Source organism: Novosphingobium sp. FW305-C-30-35 (assembly GCF_058783135.1).
Map to the genome: position 1 here is coordinate 532,333 of NZ_JBYSYJ010000002.1, position 20,715 is coordinate 553,047.

Genomic DNA, 20,715 nt, shown 5'->3' on the forward strand with positions numbered 1-20,715 from the left:
AGAGGATGCAACTGAGCCGTGAGGCGCTATTGCGCGCCTATCGCCAGATGAAGGTGATCCGCGAATTCGAGGAACGCCTGCACGTCGATATCCAGACCGGCGAAATTGCCGGGTTCACTCATCTCTATTGCGGGCAGGAAGCCGTCGCGGTCGGCGTGTGCGAGCATCTCGACAATGACGACAAGATCGTCTCGACCCATCGCGGCCACGGCCACTGCCTTGCCAAGGGCTGTGACGTGAACGGAATGATGAAGGAAATCTGGGGCAGCCGCGAAGGCCTGTGCAAGGGCAAGGGCGGCTCGATGCATATTGCCGATGTCGACAAGGGCATGCTCGGCGCCAACGGCATCGTCGGCGCGGGCGCTCCCATCGCGGTAGGCGCCGGGATCGCAGCCAAGATCGATGGGAAGGGCAAGGTCGCCATCACATTCTCGGGCGACGGCGCGTGCAACCAGGGAACCACGTTTGAAGCGATGAACATGGCCGTGGTTACCAAGGCCGCGACCATCTTCGTGTTCGAGAACAACCACTATTCCGAGCACACCGGCTATCAGTATGCGGTCGGCACCAATGGCGACATCGCCAGCCGCGCTGAAGCCTTCGGCATGAAGGTGTGGCGCGGGGACGGGACCGACTTCTTCTCGGTCTATGAAACCATGCGCGAAGTGCTCGATTACGTGCGCGTCCCCGGCAACGGTCCAGCGGCGGTGGAATTCGATACCGAGCGCTTCTTCGGCCACTTCGAGGGCGACCCGCAGCGCTACCGCGGCCCGGGCGAACTCGACCGCATCCGCGAGGAGCGCGACTGCCTCAAGAAGTTCCGCGAAAGCGTGACCCAGGCCAAGCTGCTGGCAGGCGAAGACCTCGACAAGATCGACGCCGAAGTGCTGGAGGCCATCGAGGAATCCGTCCGGCAAGCCAAGGCTGCCGATCGTCCCACCGCAGAAGACGTCCTGACCGACGTCTACATTTCGTACTGAGACGAGGGAGCGGACCAATGGCAAAAATGATGTACCGCGACGCTGTCGTCTCGACGATCGCAGAGGAAATGGAGCGCGACGAGAACGTCGTGTGCCTGGGCGAAGACATTGTCGGCGGCATGGGCACGCCCGGCGGCCCCGAAGCCATCGGCGGGATCTGGTCGACCTCGACCGGATTGTTCGGGAAGTTCGGCGCGGACCGCGTGATCGACACGCCCATTTCGGAAAGCGCGATCATGGGTGCGGCTGCGGGCCTTGCGCTTTCGGGAAAGCGCCCGATTGCCGAGCTGATGTTTGCCGACTTCATCGGCGTCTCTCTCGACCAGATCTGGAACCAGATCGCCAAGTTCCGCTACATGTTCGGCGGCAAGACCAAGTGCCCGGCGGTGATCCGCATGGCCTATGGCGCGGGCTATAATGCCGCTGCCCAGCACAGCCAGGCAGTGCATCAGATCCTGACCGGCATGCCCGGCCTCAAGGTGGTGATGCCGACCACTCCTGCCGACGTGAAGGGTCTGCTGCGCACTGCAATCCGCGACGATGATCCGGTGATCTTCCTTGAACACAAGGCGCTTTATGGCGTCAGCGGCGAAGTGCCTGACGATCCGGACTTCATGATTCCGTTCGGCCACGCCCGCCTTTCCCGCGCCGGGCAGGACGTGACGATCGTCTCGACCGGTCTGCTTCTCGGCTTCTGCGAAGCGGTGGCGGACAAGCTGGCCGCCGAGGGCATCGGCTGCGACGTAATCGACCTGCGCACCACAAGCCCGCTGGACGAGGAAACGATCCTCGACTCCGTCGAAGTGACCGGTCGCCTCGTTGTCGTCGACGAAGCGCCGCCGCGCTGCAGCCTCGGGGCCGATATCTGCGCGCTGGTAGCTGAAAAGGCCTTCGCCAGCCTCAAGGCGCCCCCGCTGTCGGTCAACCCGCCGCACACCCCCATCCCGTTCGCGCGCGAGCTGGAATCTGCCTACCTCCCCTCGATCGACAAGATCGAGGCGGCGGTGCGCAAGGTTCTGGGCTACCGCTGAGGAGCCGCGACATGGCCAATATCCGCCCGTTCTGCATGCCCAAGTGGGGCATCGAGATGACCGAGGGCACGATCGCCGAATGGATGGTCAAGGAAGGCGAGGCCTTTTCCAAAGGCCAAGTCCTGTGCCTGATCGAAACCGCCAAGATCACCAACGAGGTCGAGGCCGAATACGATGCGGTGCTCAAGCGCCTGCTGACCCCGGCGAGCGACGAAGCGCACCCGGTGGGGGCGCTGCTGGCGGTGTTCGCCGATGCCGATACCAGCGACGCCGAGGTCGACGAGTTCATCGCCGGCTTCAAGCCCGCCGAAACCTCGGTTGCGGCCAAGGGCGGTGGTTCTGCACCGGCCCCGGCGGCAGCGACACCTGCTGCACCTGCCCAGGCACCGGCGCGCGAGCCGAAGAAGATCGTCACCAATCGCGCGATCAGCCCGGAAGCGCTGAAGCTCGCCGAAGCGGAAGGCGTCGATATCGAGCCGATCGAAGGATCGGGCCGCAACGGACGCATTACTTACCAGGACGTGGTGCAGGCTTTGCGCCCGGAACGCGCGGTATCCTACAAGGGCAGCGCGCAACTGGTGGAAGATACACCCGAGGCGTTCGCCTCCCCACTCGCCCGCCGCATTGCCGCGCAGCATGGGATCAGCCTATCCTCCATCAGGGGCACCGGCGCGCGCGGCCGCATATCCAAGGCCGACGTGCTAGCGCTGGTCAAGCCGACCACGGCCGCTGCGCCAGTCTTCGGTGCGCCGTTCGAACTCGTTGTCAACCAGCCGAGCGTCCAGCCCTTCGACAAGGTGCGCAAGGTCGTGGCGAAGCGCCTCACCGAGGCCAAGCAGACCATCCCGCATTTCTACCTGCGCGTCTCGGCCTCGGTCGATGCGCTGATGGACTTGCGCAAGACGGCGAACCTCGTTCTCGGTACCAAGGCGTCGATCAACGATTACATCGTCAAGGCCGTGGCGCTGGCACTGGTGAAGCACCCTGACGTCAACGTACAGGTCCATGGCGACAGCGTGCATTCGTTCCCGCACGCAGACGTCGCCATTGCCGTGGCCAGCCCCAAGGGCCTCGTGACTCCGATTGTCCGCCAGGCAGACCGCCTGCACATCGCCCAGATCGCGGCGACCACCCGCGCGCTGATCGACAAGGCGCAAGCAGGCAAGCTTGGCTATGAGGACATGGATGGCGGCACCTTCTCCGTCTCCAACCTCGGCATGTTCGGGATCGAGCAATTCGATGCGATCATCAACCCGCCACAGGGTGCGATCCTTGCCGTCGGCGGAGCCAATCGCGTCGCGGTGGAGGCGGACAATGGCGGCATCGCCTTCGAGACCCGCATACAACTGACCATGTCGGTTGATCATCGTGCCATTGATGGCGCAGCAGGGGCGCAGTTCCTGCAGACGCTCAAGGGCCTGCTCGAAGCACCGGAGGGCCTGTTCCAATGACCCGCGCGATCACCAAGCTCGGCCCGGTCGGCCAACTTGCCTACCTGCCGCAGGATTTCGACGCGGCGGTGAAATACTGGACCGAGACGATGGGCGTCGGCCCGTTCTACCTGATGGAGAACGTCGCGCTCGGGGATGCCAAGTACAAGGGCGTGCCCACGGGCGCGGTGTTCTCCATCGCCATCGCCTATTGGGGTGATGTGCAGATCGAACTGATCCGTCCGGAAAACAGCGAGCCTTCTATCTACACCGGCGAATACGCGGTGACCGACAGTCTCCACCACATCTGCATCTTTGTGGATTCGATCGAAGAAGCCCGAGCCGCCTGCGCCGAAGCAGGCGCCGAGATTCTCGTGGAGGGCAAAGTCGGTGCCGACGGCGAGGTGATCTACGTCGATCCCGGAAAGGGCCCCGGCCACGTGATCGAATTGCTCCAGAACATGACCGGCGCCGATGCCATCTTCCAGATGATCAAGGACGCCGCGAAAGACTGGGACGGGTCTGAACCGCTGCGCAAACTGGGCTGACAAGCGGACGCTTGGCAGGCGTTGCTATATCCTATAACAATGCTGCCGGAGAGTCCTGAAACCGGCGGTAAAACCATGCTCGAAGTTCTCAGCACGCGCGAACTCGCTCCGGTCGAGCGGCTCGATTATTGGAATGAGCTGATCGCCTCGACCTACACCGGCATGGTCGTCGACGCCCCGCGCGACCGCTTCGACGCGCGACTGACCGTGTGGCAGATGGGAGCGCTGCGCATGGTCCGCCCCTATTCGCGGGCTGCCGTGATCTCGCGCCATGCCGAAAGGCATACCCGGCCTACCGATCAGACGGTTGTCGCGCACTTGCTGACGCGCGGCGCAGCCCGGCTCGAACAGCGTGGCCGCACCGTCGATCTGACGGAAGGAGACATGGTGCTGTGCGCGGCCGAGGAGTTCTATCGCTTCGACACCAGCACGACGCACGAGATGATGGTGGTGGAGTTCGATCGCCGCACGCTTGCCGAGCGCATGCCCAACATCGACGATTTCGTTGCACGGCGCATTTCCGGCCAACTACCCTCAACCCGTCTTGCCCATCGCTATATGTCCTCGCTTTGGCAGGAAGCGCCCGAGACTCTACCCGATGCGCATTGGCAGATGCACGCGGGCATCCTTGGCGACATCATTGCCTCGTGCATCGAGGGCAGCGGCGAGGTGACGGAAGCGCCCAGTCACTTCCTCCTGACGCGCGCCGAAGCCATCATCCTTGAAAGGATCGGTGATCCAGACCTCACCCCGTCGGCTTTGGCGAAGAGCCTTGGCGTTCCCCTGCGCACGCTACAGGCCGCTGCTGCCAGTACCGGAACAACGCCAAGCGCCCTGATCATGCGCCGCCGCCTGCACCGCGCGGCAAGGAGGCTGGTGAGCGAGCCCGGTGCGAGCGTCACCACCATTGCCATGGAATGCGGCTTTGCCGATCCCGCGCACTTCGCCCGCCGGTTCCAGCAGCACTTCGGCACAACGCCCAGCCACTATCGCCGCATGAACTGACAGGTCCTTGCGCATCCGTCCGGTTTCCTGCGCGCGCAGACATGCAGCGTTGAAACGGACAGCTAGACCGATCGCATAAACATGGGAGGTTCCGCATGAAGGCTCGATTCACTTCGGCTAGCGTCTTTGCGCTTGCTGCATCCATTCTCGCCGTTCCGGCGTTCGCCCAGGAAACCGCGCAGGCCGATGATGCTGGCGGCATCGAGGAGATTGTCGTCACCGCGCAGAAGCGCGTCGAGAACGTGCAGGACGTGCCGATCGCGATTTCCGCATTCGGCGGCACTGCGCTGAAGGAGCGCGCGGTTGCCGACATTTCTGCGTTGAGCGGCATCGCGCCCAACGTCAACCTTGATGGCGGCACGCCGTTCTCGGGATCGTCGGCCGTGCTTTCCGCAACGATCCGCGGCATCGGTTCTGACGACTTTGCGTTCAACATCGATCCGGGCGTCGGCATCTACCTCGACGGCGTATTCCTGGCCCGTACCGTCGGCGCCAACCAGGACCTGCCAGATGTGGAGCGCATCGAGGTGCTGAAGGGACCGCAGGGCACGCTGTTCGGGCGCAACACCATCGGCGGTGCGATCTCGATCGTCACGCACAATCCCGGCAAGGAGTTCCGCCTGACCGGTGACCTTACCACTGGCAGCTTCGACCTGCTGCGCGCTCGCGCCACGCTGGACCTGCCACTGACGGACAGCCTTGCCGCCTCGCTGACGGGCGCGGTCACCAGCCGCAGCGGCTTCCAGAAGCGTATCCCCTACAACGGTAACGCGGCGGAAATGCGCGCTATTGCCAATTCCGATTCTTTCACCTCGTTCAACAACGCGGACTACTCGACGTCATCGCGCCAGAGCGCGGACAACAACATGAGCCTGCGCGGCAAGCTGCGGTGGGACGATGGCGGTGCCTTCCGCGCAACGCTTTCGGGTGACTACACCAATCAGGATTCCTCGGGGCAGAACAACTCGCTGCTCGGCGTGTCCTTCCCGCCGGGACCGTTTGCCCCGACCAACCCCCTGCCCGGAACCGGCATCAACCCGATCGATCCGGCCGGCGGCTTCCTCTTCGCCGGGCTCTACAATTTCTGCATCGGCTCGACACAGGCGGAGATCGCCGCACGCGGCGCCAGCGCGATCTGTGGCGCGCGCGGCACCAGCGTCAACCCCGGTCGCCTCCTGGGTTCGCTGGCAGGCGTCAACACCGATGCCGACCCCACGAACAATCGCCTGCCATGGGATGGGCGCTTCATCACCGGCGATCCGGACAAGACCTATGCCACCGGTCCGACGCTCAACAAGCTGCGCGCCTGGGGCTTTGCCGGGAATCTGGAGTATGACCTTGCCGAGGGGCTGATGGTCCGCTCGATCACCAGCTACCGCAAGACCAACTGGAAGGCGGGATCCGACCTCGACGGTTCGCCGCTTTCCATGCTTGAGCTGACCTTCAGCCAGAACCAGCAGCAGTTCAGCCAGGAAGTGCAGCTGCTCGGCTCCAACCTGCTCGACGGCAAGCTGAACTTCGTGGCCGGCGCATACTACTTCAAGGAAGACGGCGATCTGCACGATTACGTGACCTTCGACGAAGGCCTGCTTCAGGTCGACGGTCCGAATAGCTTCGACACCAAGAACTATGCCTTCTTCGGCCAGGTCGATTTCCGCGTGAATGACTGGATCGGCATCACACTGGGCGGGCGATACACCAAGGAGACGAAGCTGTTCGAAGGCGGCCAGCAGGACCTCAACGGCGGCAACTACAAGTTGTTCGGCTGCGCGAATGCTGCGGGCACGATCTTCCCGTTCGGCGATTTCCCGCTGGCCCCGCCGCAGGCTGCGGGCGGCCCGCCCTGCTTTGCCGCGCTGTCCTATCCTGATCCCACCAATCCGGTACGGGTCTATGTGCCCGGCGTGAACCGCAAGACCTTCTCGAACTTCGCGCCGAAGATCGGCGTGCAGTTGCACCCCAATGACGACGTGATGGTCTATGGCAGCTATTCCGAGGGCTACAAGACCGGCGGTTGGACCACGCGACTGACCAACCCGCAAGGTAACGTGGCGCCCGATTTCGACGAGGAAATTGCCGAGACCTTCGAAGTTGGCGTGAAGTCCACCTGGCTCGACCGTCGCCTGCAAGTAAACGTCGCGGCCTTCTCGACCAATTACAAGAACGTCCAGTTGAACCAGCAGGTCGGCACTTCGCCCACCATCGACAATGCCGGCACAGCGCGGATCAAGGGCGTGGAACTCGAAGCCATCGTCGCTCCGGTCAAGGGCCTGACGATCAACGCGTCGGTCGGCTATCTCGATGCCTATTTTACGGCGCTTTCGGCCAGCGTCCTGCGCCCCGACGTGGCAGGCCCGATCCCCGGCTTGCGCGAAGGTGCCGTGGTTGGCGGACAGCTGCCAAAGACCGCGAAGTGGTCCACCAATCTGGCGCCGCGCTATGAACTCGGCCTTGGCAACGGTGGCTCGATGGTGTTCCTGGCTGACTGGACGCACAAGAGCGCGGTGTGGAACGACGTGGCGCGCTATCTGCCGCTGCGCCGCCAGCCGATCGACATCGTCAACGCCAGCCTCACTTACCGCGAACCGGGCGGAAAGTGGGACCTGACCGTGGGCGGCACGAACCTGACCGATGAGCGCTACCTCGTTTCGGCAGGCGCCAACGACGCGGCCGGGGTTTACTTCGGCAGCTACAACCGGCCCCGCGAATGGTACGCCCGCGTCGGCTTCAAGTTCTGATCGTCCGAAGCCCCGCCACAAATCCGAACCGTGGACGGGGCTTCGCCTCCATCGCTTTTGCCATTCACAGGAAATCCGACATGACCACCGGCAACGCCGCAGTCCTGCGCACTGCGGGCGCAGCGCCAAGGATCGAGACTGTCACCATTGACGCTCCGCGCGCCGACGAAGTGCTCGTCGAAATGCGCGGCGTCGGCATCTGTCATACGGATATGGTTATGCGCGACGGGCACCTGCCAGTGCCGCTTCCCGTGGTGCTGGGTCATGAGGGTTCGGGCGTCGTCCGGGCGGTGGGCAGCGACGTGTCCGATCTCATGGTGGGCGATCATGTCGTGCTGAGCTTCATGTTCTGCAGCGATTGCCCCAGCTGCGACGAGAAGGCGCCCGCCTATTGCCATTCACGGGTACCGCTGAATTTCTTCGGTGCGCGCACCGATGGCTCTACCGCGCTGACCGACGCAGGTGGCGCACCGGTGCATAGCCATGTCTTCGGCCAATCATCATTCGCAACGCATGCCGTGGTCAACCGGCGCAATGCGGTGAAGGTGTCCGAGGATCTGCCGATCGAGCTGCTCGGCCCCTTGGGCTGCGGCATCCAGACCGGCGCGGGCGCGGTGCTCAACGCCTGCCGCGTGCGCGCGGGAGCGAGCGTCGCGGTCATCGGAGTGGGCGCGGTCGGCCTGTCTGCGGTCATGGCAGCGGGCGTCGCCGGCGCAGGAGCGATTGCGGCGATAGACGTCAATCCAGCGCGGCTCGACCTCGCCATTGAACTGGGCGCGACCCACGTCTTGCGGAGCGGTGATGACTTCACGGCGCTGGCGGCGGAAGCGGGCTGTCCGGCCGGGTTCGACTATATCATCGATACCACGGGCATTGCCTCGCTGGTAAATGCCGGGATCCTTGCCCTCGCGCCGCGGGGCGAAATCGCGCTGGTCGGCGCCTATGCCCCCGGCACCGAAGTGCGGGCCGACACCACCCACGTCATGAGCGCGGGCCGCGTGATCCGCGGCGTTGTCGAAGGCAGCGCCGATCCCCAAACCTTCATCCCTGAACTCATCGAATACCACCGCGCAGGTCGCTTCCCGTTCGACCGCCTCGTCGAATGGTTCAGGTTCGACGAAATATCCGAGGCTTTTGCGGCTGCAGAATCGGGACGCGTGGTAAAGCCGATCCTGCGGTTCTAGGTTGCGGCGCTGTTAGTCGCACCTGATAATCGGTGTCCATCTTGAGGACACCTCATGACAAGCACCGTCGAGATTCTGGCAGAAGCGATCCTTGATCGACTTCCGCAAGACCGCAAAGGTCCCTTCGCGGTCGGCATCTGCGGCGCGCAAGGTTCCGGCAAGACGTGGACCACTCGCCTGCTGGCCGAGCGCATGGAGCAAGACGGCCTACAAACGGTAACGCTGTCGCTCGATGATCTCTATCTGCCCAAGGCCGGCCGGCAGCGGCTGGCTGAGATGGTCCATCCGCTCTTTGCGGTGCGGGGCGTTCCGGGCACGCATGACGTTGCAGCAGGCATCCGCATTCTCGATGCGCTTGGCGGAACGGGATCCCTCGCCTTGCCGGCTTTTGACAAGGCGAAGGACGACCAGGTTCCCCACGAGGACTGGCGGATGGTAGACACCCCCGTCGATATCGTCCTGTTCGAAGGCTGGTGCATCGGGGCGCGGCCGCAGGAAGCCGGCCTGCTCAGCGCTCCCATCAACGCGCTGGAACGGGACGAAGACCCGGATGCGGTCTGGCGGAGCCACGTGAACGCCTGCCTCGCCGGAGAGTATCAGGCGTTCTTCGCGAAGTTCGACATGCTGGTGCTGCTGCAGGCCCCCGGCTTCGAGGTCGTGGCCGAGTGGCGTCTGGAGCAGGAGGAGACCCTGCGCCGCGCTCTGGCTAGCGAAGGCCGTGACGTTTCAGGCCTGATGGACCGAAATGCGATCGAACGTTTCGTGATGTACTACGAACGGATCACACGGCACATTCTCGATGAAATGCCGGCTCGGGCGGAACTCGTGATCGCACTAGACGCGCATCGGCGGCCAGCCTCGGTGAAGGTCAACCGCCAAAGGCGTTGAGGGTGCGCGTCTGCGGAGGGAGAACCGCGCGCGCACCCGTGGCCTCAGAACTCGGAGAGGAGTCTTCCGAGGCCTTCGATCCGGTCGGTAATGCCGAGCGTGCGCAAGGCGTGCCAATATGTTGCGGTGTTGATCGCGATCACCGGCTTGTCGAGCTTGAGCTCGTATTCGGCGGCAAGGCTGACCATCGAAAGGTTGGTGCCGACCTGCACGATTGCATCCACGTCGCTACCGTTGAGATGGTCGATCACCTCGCGCAAACGCTGGGGCGTTACCTTGGCGATGTCGGTCCAGCGCTTGCACTGCAGGGGCACGTCCCGCACCACCGAAAAGCCGGATTCCTCAAGGAAACGGCGTACCTCAGCGTTGGCGACGGGGTAATAGGGCGAAACGAAGCTGACGGTCTTGACGTTGCCATAGGCATTCAGCGCCGCCGCCACCGATTCCGATCCGGTCGACGCGCCTACGCCGGCCAGTTCCTCGACCTCGGCCTTGAACTTCTTGCCACCCTCGACCCCGCCGTAGAAAGTGATCGCCGACATGCCGAGCACGAGGTATTCGGGACGCAGTGTCATCGCCGAGCGCACCGCGTCCATCGTGTTTTCGGCAATCGCGGTGGTGCCGGCGATGAAATCCTCGTTCGAGAGGGCGACCGGGTCTTCCACGAAAATGCGGGAGAAGTGATTGGTCACGCCGGCAGGGCGCATGCGCTCCATGTCGGGCTGGACGGTGGTGTTGGTGGAAGGGGCAATCACGCCGAGACAGGCGCGGTAACCCTGGACGTCAACCATTGGATTTGTCTCCGGAAAAAGCCGCGCCGCAGTCCCACCACCGCGACGCCGCTTCGCATCAAACGATCGCAGCCGCCTGGGCGAGGCTGTCGAACATGGCTTGCCGCATCAGATAATTGCGGCGGGTTTCGTCGTTGTTCTTGATTTCCAGCATCTTGGCGCGACGCGCTTCGTGCGCTCCGTCCTGCCCGCCCTTGATGAAGGCCATGTTTTCCTTGGTCTGCATCTGGGTGAAGCTGTGTGTTACCTCGCGGCGCTGGCGATCATAGAGCGCGAGGCTGGGCTCCATCGCAGCCTTGCCCTTCAGCACCGGCTCAAGCTTTTCGAACAGGTTGAAGGCATCGTGGACACCCGAGTTCATGCCGAAGCCGCCAAGCGGATTGTTGAGGTGTGCGGCATCGCCAACCAGCATGACCCGGCCTTCGCGGAACGACTTGGCCACCCGCTGGTGCACGCGATAGAGCGTGCGGTGCTCCGTCTTTACCGAAGCGCCATCGCCGACGAGGCGATCGAAGATGCCGTTCTTGATTTTGTCAGAACGCAACTCTTCATCGCTGAGCGAGCCATCGGTCGGCACCAGCACGCGCCACAGCGATGGCACGCGCAGCAGAACCAGCCATTCCTTGGGATCGGACACGTAATTCACGTAGGCCAGGTTCGGCAGGTGATCGGCCAGCTCAAGGTCGGTCGACAGGCACAGGAAGCGTTCCGGGTAAGTGAACCCGTCGAACTCGATCCCGAGCCACTTGCGCACGATCGAATTGGCGCCGTCAGCCCCGATCAGGAATTCGGCACGCAGGCGATTGATGCCGTAGGGCGTTTCAGCCCACAGATCGACGCCGCTTTCATCCTGCTTGAAGGTCAGCAGGCGCGTGCTGAAATGCATCTTGGCGTTCGAGTATTTTTCCAGGCCGCCAGCCAGCGCGCGAGACAGATGATACTGTTCGCACTGGATGCGGAAAGGATAGCGGGTGACGTCGTCGATCTCGCTGAGATCGAAATCGATCACTTCGCCCGTGTTGCGATCGCGCCAGTGATAGACCGGCGCCTTCAGGCCCTTTTCCAGCAACATCGGCGTGATGCCGATGGTATCGAGCATTTCGAGCGTCGGCGGGTGGAACGTGGACGCACGCAGATCCTGCGCACAGTCCTCGCCCGATTCGAGCACGACCACATCAACCCCCGCCTGGGCCAGCAGCGTGGCCAGAACCGTCCCTACGGGACCAGCTCCGACAATCGCCACCTGGCACCGTTCAACCCCTGTCATATCCAGCGGACTCCAATCTAACTTCTGATACGGGGTATGGACCGGGCCGCTGCGGGAGGTTGCGAAAGCCACCAAACTATCCGCCTTGCGGTGATAAAGCAGGGCAAGCGACGGAGAGCGCGCACATTCACGCAGAAAATCGGAGAACTGCAGACGCGGCCGACGGCGCAGAACGCCAAGGATCAGGCCGCAGAATGGGGAATGGGCATGAACCCAACTCGTATTGCACTACGCATTGCGCAAACCGGTCTCTTTCTTGCCATTATCGGCACAAATGCGGTGGCACAGCCCAACTGGTCCGACTCGCGCGCAGTCTTTGACGAGCGCCTTGCCGTCTTCATCAAGGACCCGGGCAACTTTCCCTATGCCCCCATGGAACCTCTCGCCGGTACCAGCCGCTGGAAACCGTTGCCGAAGGCAAGCGCGAAACAGAGCGGCATTGCGCCCGAGGCTCTCGAGAAGGCGCGCGCCTATGCGCAAGCGATGAACAGCAGCGCCTTCATCGTCTGGCGCGATGGCCGGATTGAAAACGAATGGTACGGCAAGGGGGTGGATGCCCGAACGCCTCTGGTCTCCAAGTCGCTGTCGAAGCCGCTGACCGCCATTGCGGTCGGCCGGGCGATGGCATTGGGCAAGATCCGCTCCCTCGACCAGTCCATTGCCGATTTCATCCCTTCGGCAAAAGGTACGCCGAAAGCGAAGATCACCATCCGCTATCTGCTCGACATGCGATCAGGCATGCTCGACCAAGGGTTCAGCCCCGACCCTGCGCATCCCTACAATTCTGCTCTGCTCGACAACGACTTCGGCCAGCGGATCATCGAGAGCTATCCGATGCCTTATGAGCCGGGCACGCGCTATTCCTATGCCAATGCGCCGAGCGACCTTGTCGGGATGGTCATCGAAGGGGCGACCGGGCAGCGCTATGGCGACTTTCTCAGCCGCGAAGTGCTTGCTCCGCTAGGCGCGCAAGGCGGCAGGATCTGGGTCGGCAAGCCGGGCGGCCTTGCCCATTCCGGCTGCTGCACTTTTCTGCCGGCAGATACCTACCTGCGCATGGCCGTGCTTCTGCTCGACGATGGCAAGTGGCAAAACAAGCGCCTGCTACCAAAGGGTTATGTCGCTGAAATGCGCAAAGGCACGGCCCAGAATCCCAACTTCGGCCTCGGCATCTGGATCGGGGATCCCTATCGCCTGCGTCGCGGCTTCGGTGCTCCGGGCACGTTGGGGCCGCAAGTGCTTCATTCCGAACCCTATCTCGATCCGGGCCTGTACCTGTTCGATGGCAACTCCAACCAGATCGTGGCGATCAGCCCGAAGCATCGGCTGATCACCCTGCGAGTGGGGCCGACGCCTCCTGCACCCAACAACGGCAGCGCGGAATGGGACAATGCGTTTCTGCCAAACACACTGATCCGCGGGCTGACCCGGCACTAGGCTGGTGGGGCGCTGGATTGGCGAACGATGATCTCGTGATCGAGAATGAGGTCGCGCCCCTCGGCGGCCCCGTCCGCGCCCGACGCAATCTTCTGCACCAGCAGGCCCAGCGCCTCCTTGGCGAGGCGATGGACGGGCTGATGCACGGTGGTGAGCGGCGGCCACAGCATGACAGCGGCGGTGGTATCGTCGAAGCCGACGACGGTGAGTTCATCCGGCACGTGCAATTGGCGGCGGTGCGCCACCGAAACGACAGCGGCGGCCATCTCGTCGTTGCTGGCGAAGATGGCGGTGGGTGGGTTGTCGCTGCCTAGCAACTGTTCGCCGGCCACAAGACCGGATTCGTAGCGGTAGTCGCCTGCGACCACCATCGTCTCCACGCCCTCGACCTCGCGCACTGCATCGTGAAATCCGGCCATACGCTCGGCGCTGGCGGACTGGTCAGGGTTGCCCAGGATGAAGCCGATGCGGCGATGGCCGAGGCCGATGAGCAGGCGAGTGATTTCACAGGCGGCGCTGCGGTCGTCTATGCGGACGCGGATCACGCCGGTCGTCCCATAGGCGCCCACAGCAGCGATGGGCAGTCCCGCCTCACCGAGGATGCGCAGGACGCGGGGCGATTCGCCCAACGGAGGCGTGACCAGAACGCCAAGCACGCCTGACCGGACCAGTTCGCGCAGCGCGTCCTCGGATGGAGGTTGCCCGCCCTCGCCCTTGACGAGGATCAGCCGGGCACCTCGCGCCGACGCTTCTTCATAAACGCCCGTGAGGAAATCGCTCATGAACGTCGCGCTCGGGTTGGAATAGACCACGCCGATACGCAATTCCGTCGACCGGACAAGGCTGCGGGCGGCGACGTTGGGAACATAGGCGAGTTCGGCGATCGCCTTCTCCACCGCCTCACGGGTTTCGGCCTTTACCCGCCCCTGCCCGTTGATGACGCGCGACACGGTCATCGCCGAGACACCGGCGCGCGCGGCAACATCGATAACGGTGGCGCCACGCTGCTGGCGCTCGCCTTCACCGCTCTTGTCCCGGCCCCGCCCCTTGCCCTGCTTCATATTAAATCAGACATATCCTTGATCGAACTTGGTTTTACGTTAACATAAGCCCGCGCTTGCGGCACCCGGCAAATGTCTCGCTCAAGCAAGGTCTTTCCCACGATATCGCAGGAAGCGGAAGTCTGCATGCGCGCCGTCTCCGGACAGATCCTGCGCAGCAACGCCGACGAACGTGCCGGTGAAGTTGGGCAAGCCGGGCAGCGATACTTCGTCCGACAGCACGCTGGCATCCAGTACATGCGGCCACTCGATCCACCCGTCATCTCCGCAACGCCAGCTGAAGCGCAGATCAGGTCCCACAACCTCGACCCGCAGCTCGATCGGACCATCGGGCAGCTCTTCGGCGACGACATAGGCAGCCGTCTCCTCGTTTGGCACTGCGGAAAGCACCTGCAACTGGCGACGTTCCCCTTCGACAGTCACGTTGAGGTAGTGAAACTTCGTGCTGTTGTAATAGCAGATGAGTCCGGCGGACTGCTGGAAATCCTGTGGATCAAAGTCGAGGATCGTGCTGGCTTCGAATGCAAAATGCTCCTGCCGGCGCGCGACGAGCGCCTGCTCGAAGAAGCTGCCTACCGTCTCTCGACCATAGAGCCGCAACCAGCCCGGCCGCGCCGAAAGGCTGAACAGGCGCTCGGGCCAGGGAGTACGGAGCCATTGCAGAGGAAGCGGCAGGCACCCTGCCTCAAAGCTGCCATCCCAGTCTGGATCGGTGATCTCGGGGGCGGCCTGCAACGGCGGGAGCGGCGGTGCCGGGTCGGGCGCGCCGTCGCCCGCGACGGTCCGCAGCCAGCCATCGTCGCCCCAAACCATCGGCTGGACCGCGGTTTCACGCCCGAGAACGCAGCGTTCGTGACCGGTCAAGGGTCGACCGCAGAGATAGGCGATCCAGGTGCTGCCATCTGGCAGATTGACAAGATCGCCATGACCGGCACGCGTCAGATCACCCTCCCGGCGCCCGGCCGAGGTCAGCACGGCACCATCGGGATGGACTTCGTAGGGCCCGAACAGATCACGCGACCGGGCCATGACCACAGCATGGTCCCAGCCCGTACCGCCCTCGGCCACGAGGATGTAATACCAGCCATGGCGCTTGTAGATGTGCGGGGCCTCGGTAAAGCCGCGCTCGGTTCCCCCAAAGACAAGACGGCGCTTGCCAACAAGGCGCATCGTCTGGCGATCGAGCTCCTGCACCATGATGCCGCCGAACCGGCTGCGGCCGGGGCGATGGTCCCAAAGCAGGTTCACCAGCCACGTCCGCCCGTCGTCATCGTGAAACAATGAGGGATCAAACCCGCTGCTGTTGAGGTGAACCGGATCGGACCACTCGCCATCGATCTCTTTCGCGGTGACGAGATAGTTGTGAAAGTCGCGTAGGGACGCGCCGGTGGCACCGCTGACGGTGGTCTGTCCATAGCGCTTCACATCGGTGAACATCAGCCAGAACCGGCCACGCGCATGAGTGAGGTCGGGCGCCCAAACGCCGCAGGAATCGGGATCGCCGCGCATGTCGAGCTGGCTGGGCCGGTGCAACGGGCGCGCCGCGGTTCTCCAATGAACAAGATCGCGGCTGTGGTGGATCTGCACCCCCGGATACCATTCGAAGGTCGACGTCGCGATGTAGAAGTCGTCGCCTACCCTGGCGATCGAAGGATCGGGGTTGAAGCCACGGAGAACAGGATTGGCGAAATGGGTCATGCGGGCTTTCGCACCAGGGTCCAGAGGAGGGCCGCGCCGAAAAGGTCGAGCAAGCCCAGAACAATGAAAAAGGGTTCATAGCCGACGCGGTCGACCAGCCCGCCAAGCAGGAGCGAGAAGATCAGGACGCCGAGATTGGCGGCAAGGCCCGCCAGGCTGGCGGCGGTGGCCACTTCGTTGCGGCGGAACAGGTCGGACGCCATGGTGATGACAGTGACCGACAGCGTCTGGTGGGCAAATCCGCCAAGGCAGAGCAGCGCAATGGCAACGTAAGGGCTGCTGACCATGCCGACGAAGGCCATGCAGGTCATCATCACTGCGCCCAGCGTAAAAGCGAAACGCCGCGCATCGACAAGGTCGACGCCGCGCCGGTTGAGCGCTGACGCCACCGCCGGGCCGAACAGGCAGCCAAGGTCGGCGGCAAGGAATGGCAGCCAGGCAAAGATGGCGATCTGCGTCAGGTCGAAACGGTGAACCCGCGCAAGGTAAAGCGGCATCCAGAATGACAGCATGCCCCAGACAGGATCAGCCAGCAGCCGCGGCAGGGCGATGCCCCAGAGGTTGCGGCGGCGCAGGATCTGCGGGATCGAGGGGCGTCGCTCGGTGGCGGCGAGATGTGCTTCCTGCCCGCTGGCGATCAGTTCCCGCTCATTCTCTGCGATGTGACGGTGCCGGTCGGGACTCTGATACCAGAACAGCCACAGCATGACCCACAGCAGCCCGAAGCCGCCGGCCACCACGAAAGCCGCACGCCAGGAGTAAGCCAGCACGGCCCACGCCACCAGCGGCGGGGCGAAGACGGCGCCGAACGATGCACCGATGTTGTAGATGCCGCCGGCCGTACCCCGCTCACGCGCCGGAAACCAGGTGGCGACGAGTTTCTGCCCTGCCGGCTGCGCCGATCCTTCGGCAAGGCCCAGCAGCCCGCGCAAGGCCGCGAAGCTCAACCAGCCGGAGGCGAAGACGTGGGCCATGGTGATGAGCGACCACGCCGCTGCGCAGATCGCGAAGCCGACGCGCAAGCCGGCGCTGTCGAGCAAATATCCGGCCAACGGCTGAAGCATGATGCCGAGCTGGAAGGCGCCGGTGATCCAGCCATATTGTTCGCTGGTTATGCCCTGCTCTTCCAGCACGACCGGCGCAGCGACGCCAAGGACCGAGCGCGCCAGGTAGTTCAGAACCATCGCGCCGACGAAAAGCGCAATGATCGTCCACCGGATTCGGGTCATCCTCAAGCCTGGCAACCAAGTATCTCCCAAAACACGATTTTTCGGCCGACGGCGCCGAACGATCATCTGCAGGCAGTTCTGCTACTGCGGAGGCAATGCCAATTTGTCAGACTATTGACAAGAGAGGATTCGCGACCTAGAGAAAAATGCGTTAACGTTATCACTAATCGGGGAATTCCGCTTAGTAAAGCCCCGGAACATCAAGGATCGGGGAGGAAAAGCCTAACCACCGACTCGCAGCGCAGACGCTTCCAGGAGCGTCTGCGCGGTGACCGGCAGTTACCGGCGGAAACTCTCCCGATCATACTTGTCAGTGAAAAACGCCGCACGATCCGATGCGGAGCACACGAAATTCTATGTGGAGGAGTGGGATGTTGTTGAACTTGCTGGATTGTCGTCGCCTGCTGCTGCAAGGCGCATCGCTTGGGGTCGTGGCGATTGCCGCGCTTGCACCGATCGCGGCCAGCGCCCAGGACGCGGCTGCGCCTTCTGTCGCCGCCGAAGATGCGGATCAAGCTGACGACAGGCCCAGCGCGGCAGAGATCATCGTGACCGGGTCGCGCATCAACACCAGCGGCTTCACCGCGCCGACGCCGACGACGGTGATCGGGAGCGAGCAGATCGCCGCAAACGCCCAGCCCAACATCTTCACCACTATCTCGCAGCTTCCCTCGCTGCAGGGGTCGAGCGGCACGCAGGTCAACACCTTCAGCACCTCAAGCGGCGCGCAGGGACTGAGTTCCTTCTCGCTTCGCGGAGTCGGCACGATCCGGACGCTTACCCTGCTCGACGGCCAGCGCGTCGTCGGCGCCAACGTGACGGGCGTGCCCGACATCAGCCTGTTCCCGCAGCTCCTCACGCAGCGTGTCGACGTGGTGAATGGCGGTGCCTCGGCATCCTATGGTTCGGACGCGGTTGGCGGCGTGGTCAACTTCGTCACCGACACCCGTTTCAAGGGCATCAAGGGCAATATCCAGGGCGGCATCACCAACTACGGCGATGATGAGCAGGCCGTGGCCCAGCTCGCGTTCGGCACCGCCTTTGCTGACGACCGCCTGCGCGTGATCGGCAACGTCGAATACTCGCATGAAGGTGGCGTCGGCGGCGGCGAATGGGGCATCGGCCTTGCCAACGGGCGCGACTGGTTCAAGCAGACCACGCTGATCAACCGCGGCGTGCTCAACGACGGTTCGCCGCAGTTCCTCGTGCGCGACTTCGCGCAATCGACCACCTTCACCAAGTACGGCCTGATCACGGCAGGTCCGCTGCAGGGCATTGCGTTCGACGCCGCGGGCAATCCGTTCCAGTTCCAGTACGGTTCTAATGGCGTTCCTGCCAAGGATGCGGCTGGAAACATCAGCGGCTGCTTCCCCGGCTTCTGCCTTGGAGGTGACCTGACCGGCAACGTCGATGCGGGCCGCTCGCTCAAGTCTCGGATAGATCGCTACAACGGCTATGGTCGCGTCGGTTTCGAGTTCACGCCGGGCAGCGAAGTCTACGCCACGTTCAACTATGGCCGGGTGAAAACGCAGAACCAGCCGGTCAATGGCCAGAACCGCCCGGGCCTGACGATCCAGTGCTCCAATCCGTTCCTGCCGGGTAGCATCGCCGCTGCCTGCGCCAACGCCGGAATCACCAGCTTCCGCTTCGGCACCAGCAATGCCTCGCTTGGCAACACGCAGGTCCATACCGATCGCGAGCAAGTGCGCGCGGTGATCGGCGCCAAGGGTGCAGCCGAGATCGGTGGCACCGAGTGGACTTACGACACCTACTACGAGCACGGCGTCAATCGCACGCGCATCGACGTCGACAACATCCTGCTCAGCAACCGCTTCAACAACGCGATCGACGCGGTACTCGAAAACGGCGTGATCGTATGCCGCAATCCGGTCGCGCGGGCCAATGGCTGCGTGCCGCTGAACATCTTCGGCGACAAGGCTTCGGAAGCTGCCCGGAACTACATAATGCCCGAAGCCGGGCCCTACCAGCGCACGCGCCAGACGCAGGACGTGGCCAGCATCAACTTCTCGGGCTCGCCGGTCGAACTGTGGGCCGGCCCGCTTTCCGTTGCCTTCGGCGGTGAATGGCGGCGCGAGCATTACCGCGTGACCGCCGACCCCTATGGCGCGGGCTTTGCCAACACGCCGGCGGGGGGCGACTACCCGGCCGACCCGCTGCTCATCCAGGGCGGCAACAACTGGTATGCAGGCAATTACAAGAACGGCAACGGCACCTACACAGTCAAGGAAGCCTATCTGGAAGTCGACGTGCCGATCCTCAATTCGGACAGCACCGGCAAGCTCAACATCAACGCCGCTGGCCGCGTGACCGATTACAGCACCTCGGGCACGGTCTGGGCGTGGAAGGTCGGCGGCACTTGGGACCTGCCCGTCGACGGGCTGCGCGTTCGTGGTGTGATGTCGCGCGATGTGCGCGCGCCGAACCTTTCGGAACTGTTCGCGGCGCCCGTCACCACGACGCTGCCCAATTTCTTCGATCCGTTCACCAATTCGAACGTGCTGGCGATCCAGAACACCATCGGCAACACCGCGCTGACGCCGGAGTTTGCCCGCAACAACACGGCGGGAATCGCGCTCGCCAATCCTTCCTGGCTGCCCGGCCTCAACGTCTCGTTCGACTGGTACCAGATCAAGATCAAGGACGTGATCTCGAGCCTCGGCGCCAACGATATCGTCCAGCTCTGCTTCCAGAAGGTGCTGCTCTCCTCCTGCAGCGCCTTCAACCTGAGCAATACGAACGGTCCCAACTTCATCAACGTGCAGGCGTTCAACCTCGCCTCGATCAACACCAGCGGGTTTGACATCGAAGCTTCGTACCGCTGGCAGCAGCCGCTGGGCCTGCCCGGCAGCTTCACCTTCCGCGGCCTTGCCACGCACGTGATCAAGTTCATCACCGACACCGGCCTTCCGGGCACGCTTCCGGTCGATACAGCAGGCAACAACAACGGTGCGACGCCGGACTGGAAGTTCCTGCTGATCCAGAGCTACGAGAATGACAAGTTCTCGCTCCTGGTGCAGGAGCGCTGGTTCAGCGACGGCGTGATCGGCCACCAGTACGTGGTATGCTCGGCTGGCACCTGCCCGACCTCGACCTCGCAACGCCCGACAATCGACAAGAACTTCCTGCCAGGGGCCTTCTACCTCGACATCGGCGGCAGCGTGAACATCACCAAGGAAATCGTCGCCTACGCGAAGGTCGACAACGTGTTCGACACGGCCCCGGCGCGGACCAACATCTTCTCCAACCCCGCGCTCTATGACGGGCTCGGCCGGATCTATCGCGCGGGCGTCCGCTTCCGCTTCTGATCGAACTTCCCTCGCGCGGTGGACCTACTCACCACACGCCGCCGCGCAGACCGGGCCATGCCGTTCCACACCCTCCCGGAAAGACATGGCCCGGCCCCCTTT

The 20,715-nt window shown here is 63.5% G+C and carries 15 protein-coding genes; 10 read left to right on the forward strand and 5 right to left on the reverse strand.

Translation table 11 applies throughout. The features are described 5' to 3' along the window. Positions 1–5: 5 nt before the first annotated feature. The 8 genes from AC3WLM_RS19080 (at position 6) to AC3WLM_RS19115 (ending at position 9,804) form a co-directional block, all read left to right on the forward strand. On the forward strand, positions 6–980 hold the full coding sequence (locus tag AC3WLM_RS19080; RefSeq protein ID WP_039335658.1) for a thiamine pyrophosphate-dependent dehydrogenase E1 component subunit alpha: 975 nt from the start codon (positions 6–8) through the stop codon (positions 978–980). 17 nt (positions 981–997) lie between these two features. Next, positions 998–2,011: an alpha-ketoacid dehydrogenase subunit beta gene (locus AC3WLM_RS19085; RefSeq protein WP_062343830.1), complete on the forward strand. Its 1,014-nt coding sequence runs from the start codon at positions 998–1,000 to the stop codon at positions 2,009–2,011. A gap of 11 nt (positions 2,012–2,022) precedes the next feature. Further along, on the forward strand, positions 2,023–3,462 hold the full coding sequence (locus AC3WLM_RS19090; protein WP_492478460.1) for a dihydrolipoamide acetyltransferase family protein: 1,440 nt from the start codon (positions 2,023–2,025) through the stop codon (positions 3,460–3,462). Continuing rightward, the gene (locus AC3WLM_RS19095) at positions 3,459–3,989 is read left to right on the forward strand and encodes a VOC family protein (protein WP_427465223.1); all 531 of its coding nucleotides are present in this window, start codon (positions 3,459–3,461) and stop codon (positions 3,987–3,989) included. The genes AC3WLM_RS19090 and AC3WLM_RS19095 overlap by 4 nt, the downstream gene beginning before the upstream one ends. A gap of 75 nt (positions 3,990–4,064) precedes the next feature. Then, a complete protein-coding gene (locus AC3WLM_RS19100) occupies positions 4,065–4,994 on the forward strand; it encodes a helix-turn-helix domain-containing protein (protein WP_492478461.1) in 930 nt (309 codons plus the stop codon). A gap of 95 nt (positions 4,995–5,089) precedes the next feature. Next, positions 5,090–7,732 carry a TonB-dependent receptor gene (locus tag AC3WLM_RS19105; protein WP_492478462.1) on the forward strand — a complete coding sequence of 881 codons (2,643 nt, stop codon included), beginning with the start codon at positions 5,090–5,092 and terminating at the stop codon, positions 7,730–7,732. An 80-nt stretch (positions 7,733–7,812) separates the two neighbouring features. Next, positions 7,813–8,916, forward strand: a complete 1,104-nt coding sequence (locus AC3WLM_RS19110; RefSeq protein ID WP_492478463.1) for an NAD(P)-dependent alcohol dehydrogenase — start codon at positions 7,813–7,815, stop codon at positions 8,914–8,916. Between the two features lie 54 nt (positions 8,917–8,970). Continuing rightward, entirely contained in the window at positions 8,971–9,804 is an 834-nt protein-coding gene (locus AC3WLM_RS19115) for a kinase (RefSeq protein ID WP_492478464.1), read from the forward strand. A 44-nt stretch (positions 9,805–9,848) separates the two neighbouring features. Here the strand turns inward: AC3WLM_RS19115 and AC3WLM_RS19120 are convergent, their stop codons facing one another. After that, positions 9,849–10,595, reverse strand: a complete 747-nt coding sequence (locus AC3WLM_RS19120; protein WP_492478465.1) for a maleate cis-trans isomerase family protein — start codon at positions 10,593–10,595, stop codon at positions 9,849–9,851. Positions 10,596–10,653: 58 nt separating this feature from the next. Further along, complete coding sequence (locus AC3WLM_RS19125; RefSeq protein ID WP_492478466.1) at positions 10,654–11,862, reverse strand: FAD-dependent oxidoreductase; 1,209 nt, start codon at positions 11,860–11,862, stop codon at positions 10,654–10,656. A 279-nt stretch (positions 11,863–12,141) separates the two neighbouring features. On the opposite strand from AC3WLM_RS19125, the gene AC3WLM_RS19130 reads away from it, so the two are divergent. Continuing rightward, complete coding sequence (locus AC3WLM_RS19130) at positions 12,142–13,299, forward strand: serine hydrolase domain-containing protein (protein ID WP_492478467.1); 1,158 nt, start codon at positions 12,142–12,144, stop codon at positions 13,297–13,299. On the opposite strand, the gene AC3WLM_RS19135 is transcribed toward AC3WLM_RS19130, so the two are convergent. From AC3WLM_RS19135 to AC3WLM_RS19145, 3 genes are all read right to left on the reverse strand, one after another. Then, positions 13,296–14,360, reverse strand: a complete 1,065-nt coding sequence (locus AC3WLM_RS19135) for a LacI family DNA-binding transcriptional regulator (protein ID WP_492478468.1) — start codon at positions 14,358–14,360, stop codon at positions 13,296–13,298. The two genes, AC3WLM_RS19130 and AC3WLM_RS19135, sit on opposite strands and share 4 nt — an antisense overlap. A gap of 81 nt (positions 14,361–14,441) precedes the next feature. After that, positions 14,442–16,058 (reverse strand): glycoside hydrolase family 43 protein, encoded by a 1,617-nt coding sequence (locus AC3WLM_RS19140; protein ID WP_492478469.1) that lies wholly within the window; start codon positions 16,056–16,058, stop codon positions 14,442–14,444. Beyond that, positions 16,055–17,287: an MFS transporter gene (locus AC3WLM_RS19145; protein ID WP_492478470.1), complete on the reverse strand. Its 1,233-nt coding sequence runs from the start codon at positions 17,285–17,287 to the stop codon at positions 16,055–16,057. The genes AC3WLM_RS19140 and AC3WLM_RS19145 overlap by 4 nt, the downstream gene beginning before the upstream one ends. 371 nt (positions 17,288–17,658) lie before the next feature. Here AC3WLM_RS19145 and AC3WLM_RS19150 point away from each other — a divergent pair, with 371 nt between their 5' ends. Next, positions 17,659–20,613, forward strand: a complete 2,955-nt coding sequence (locus AC3WLM_RS19150) for a TonB-dependent receptor plug domain-containing protein (protein ID WP_492478471.1) — start codon at positions 17,659–17,661, stop codon at positions 20,611–20,613. The last annotated feature ends 102 nt before the right edge of the window (positions 20,614–20,715 follow it).

Bases quoted from the DNA above. Each gene is read 5' to 3' on its own strand.
- AC3WLM_RS19080 (WP_039335658.1), top strand. From the start codon at position 6: ATGCAACTGAGCCGTGAGGCGCTATTGCGCGCCTATCGCCAGATGAAG.
- AC3WLM_RS19085 (WP_062343830.1), top strand. From the start codon at position 998: ATGGCAAAAATGATGTACCGCGACGCTGTCGTCTCGACGATCGCAGAG.
- AC3WLM_RS19090 (WP_492478460.1), top strand. From the start codon at position 2,023: ATGGCCAATATCCGCCCGTTCTGCATGCCCAAGTGGGGCATCGAGATG.
- AC3WLM_RS19095 (WP_427465223.1), top strand. From the start codon at position 3,459: ATGACCCGCGCGATCACCAAGCTCGGCCCGGTCGGCCAACTTGCCTAC.
- AC3WLM_RS19100 (WP_492478461.1), top strand. From the start codon at position 4,065: ATGCTCGAAGTTCTCAGCACGCGCGAACTCGCTCCGGTCGAGCGGCTC.
- AC3WLM_RS19105 (WP_492478462.1), top strand. From the start codon at position 5,090: ATGAAGGCTCGATTCACTTCGGCTAGCGTCTTTGCGCTTGCTGCATCC.
- AC3WLM_RS19110 (WP_492478463.1), top strand. From the start codon at position 7,813: ATGACCACCGGCAACGCCGCAGTCCTGCGCACTGCGGGCGCAGCGCCA.
- AC3WLM_RS19115 (WP_492478464.1), top strand. From the start codon at position 8,971: ATGACAAGCACCGTCGAGATTCTGGCAGAAGCGATCCTTGATCGACTT.
- AC3WLM_RS19120 (WP_492478465.1), bottom strand. From the start codon at position 10,595: ATGGTTGACGTCCAGGGTTACCGCGCCTGTCTCGGCGTGATTGCCCCT.
- AC3WLM_RS19125 (WP_492478466.1), bottom strand. From the start codon at position 11,862: ATGACAGGGGTTGAACGGTGCCAGGTGGCGATTGTCGGAGCTGGTCCC.
- AC3WLM_RS19135 (WP_492478468.1), bottom strand. From the start codon at position 14,360: ATGAAGCAGGGCAAGGGGCGGGGCCGGGACAAGAGCGGTGAAGGCGAG.
- AC3WLM_RS19140 (WP_492478469.1), bottom strand. From the start codon at position 16,058: ATGACCCATTTCGCCAATCCTGTTCTCCGTGGCTTCAACCCCGATCCT.
- AC3WLM_RS19145 (WP_492478470.1), bottom strand. From the start codon at position 17,287: ATGACCCGAATCCGGTGGACGATCATTGCGCTTTTCGTCGGCGCGATG.
- AC3WLM_RS19150 (WP_492478471.1), top strand. From the start codon at position 17,659: ATGTTGTTGAACTTGCTGGATTGTCGTCGCCTGCTGCTGCAAGGCGCA.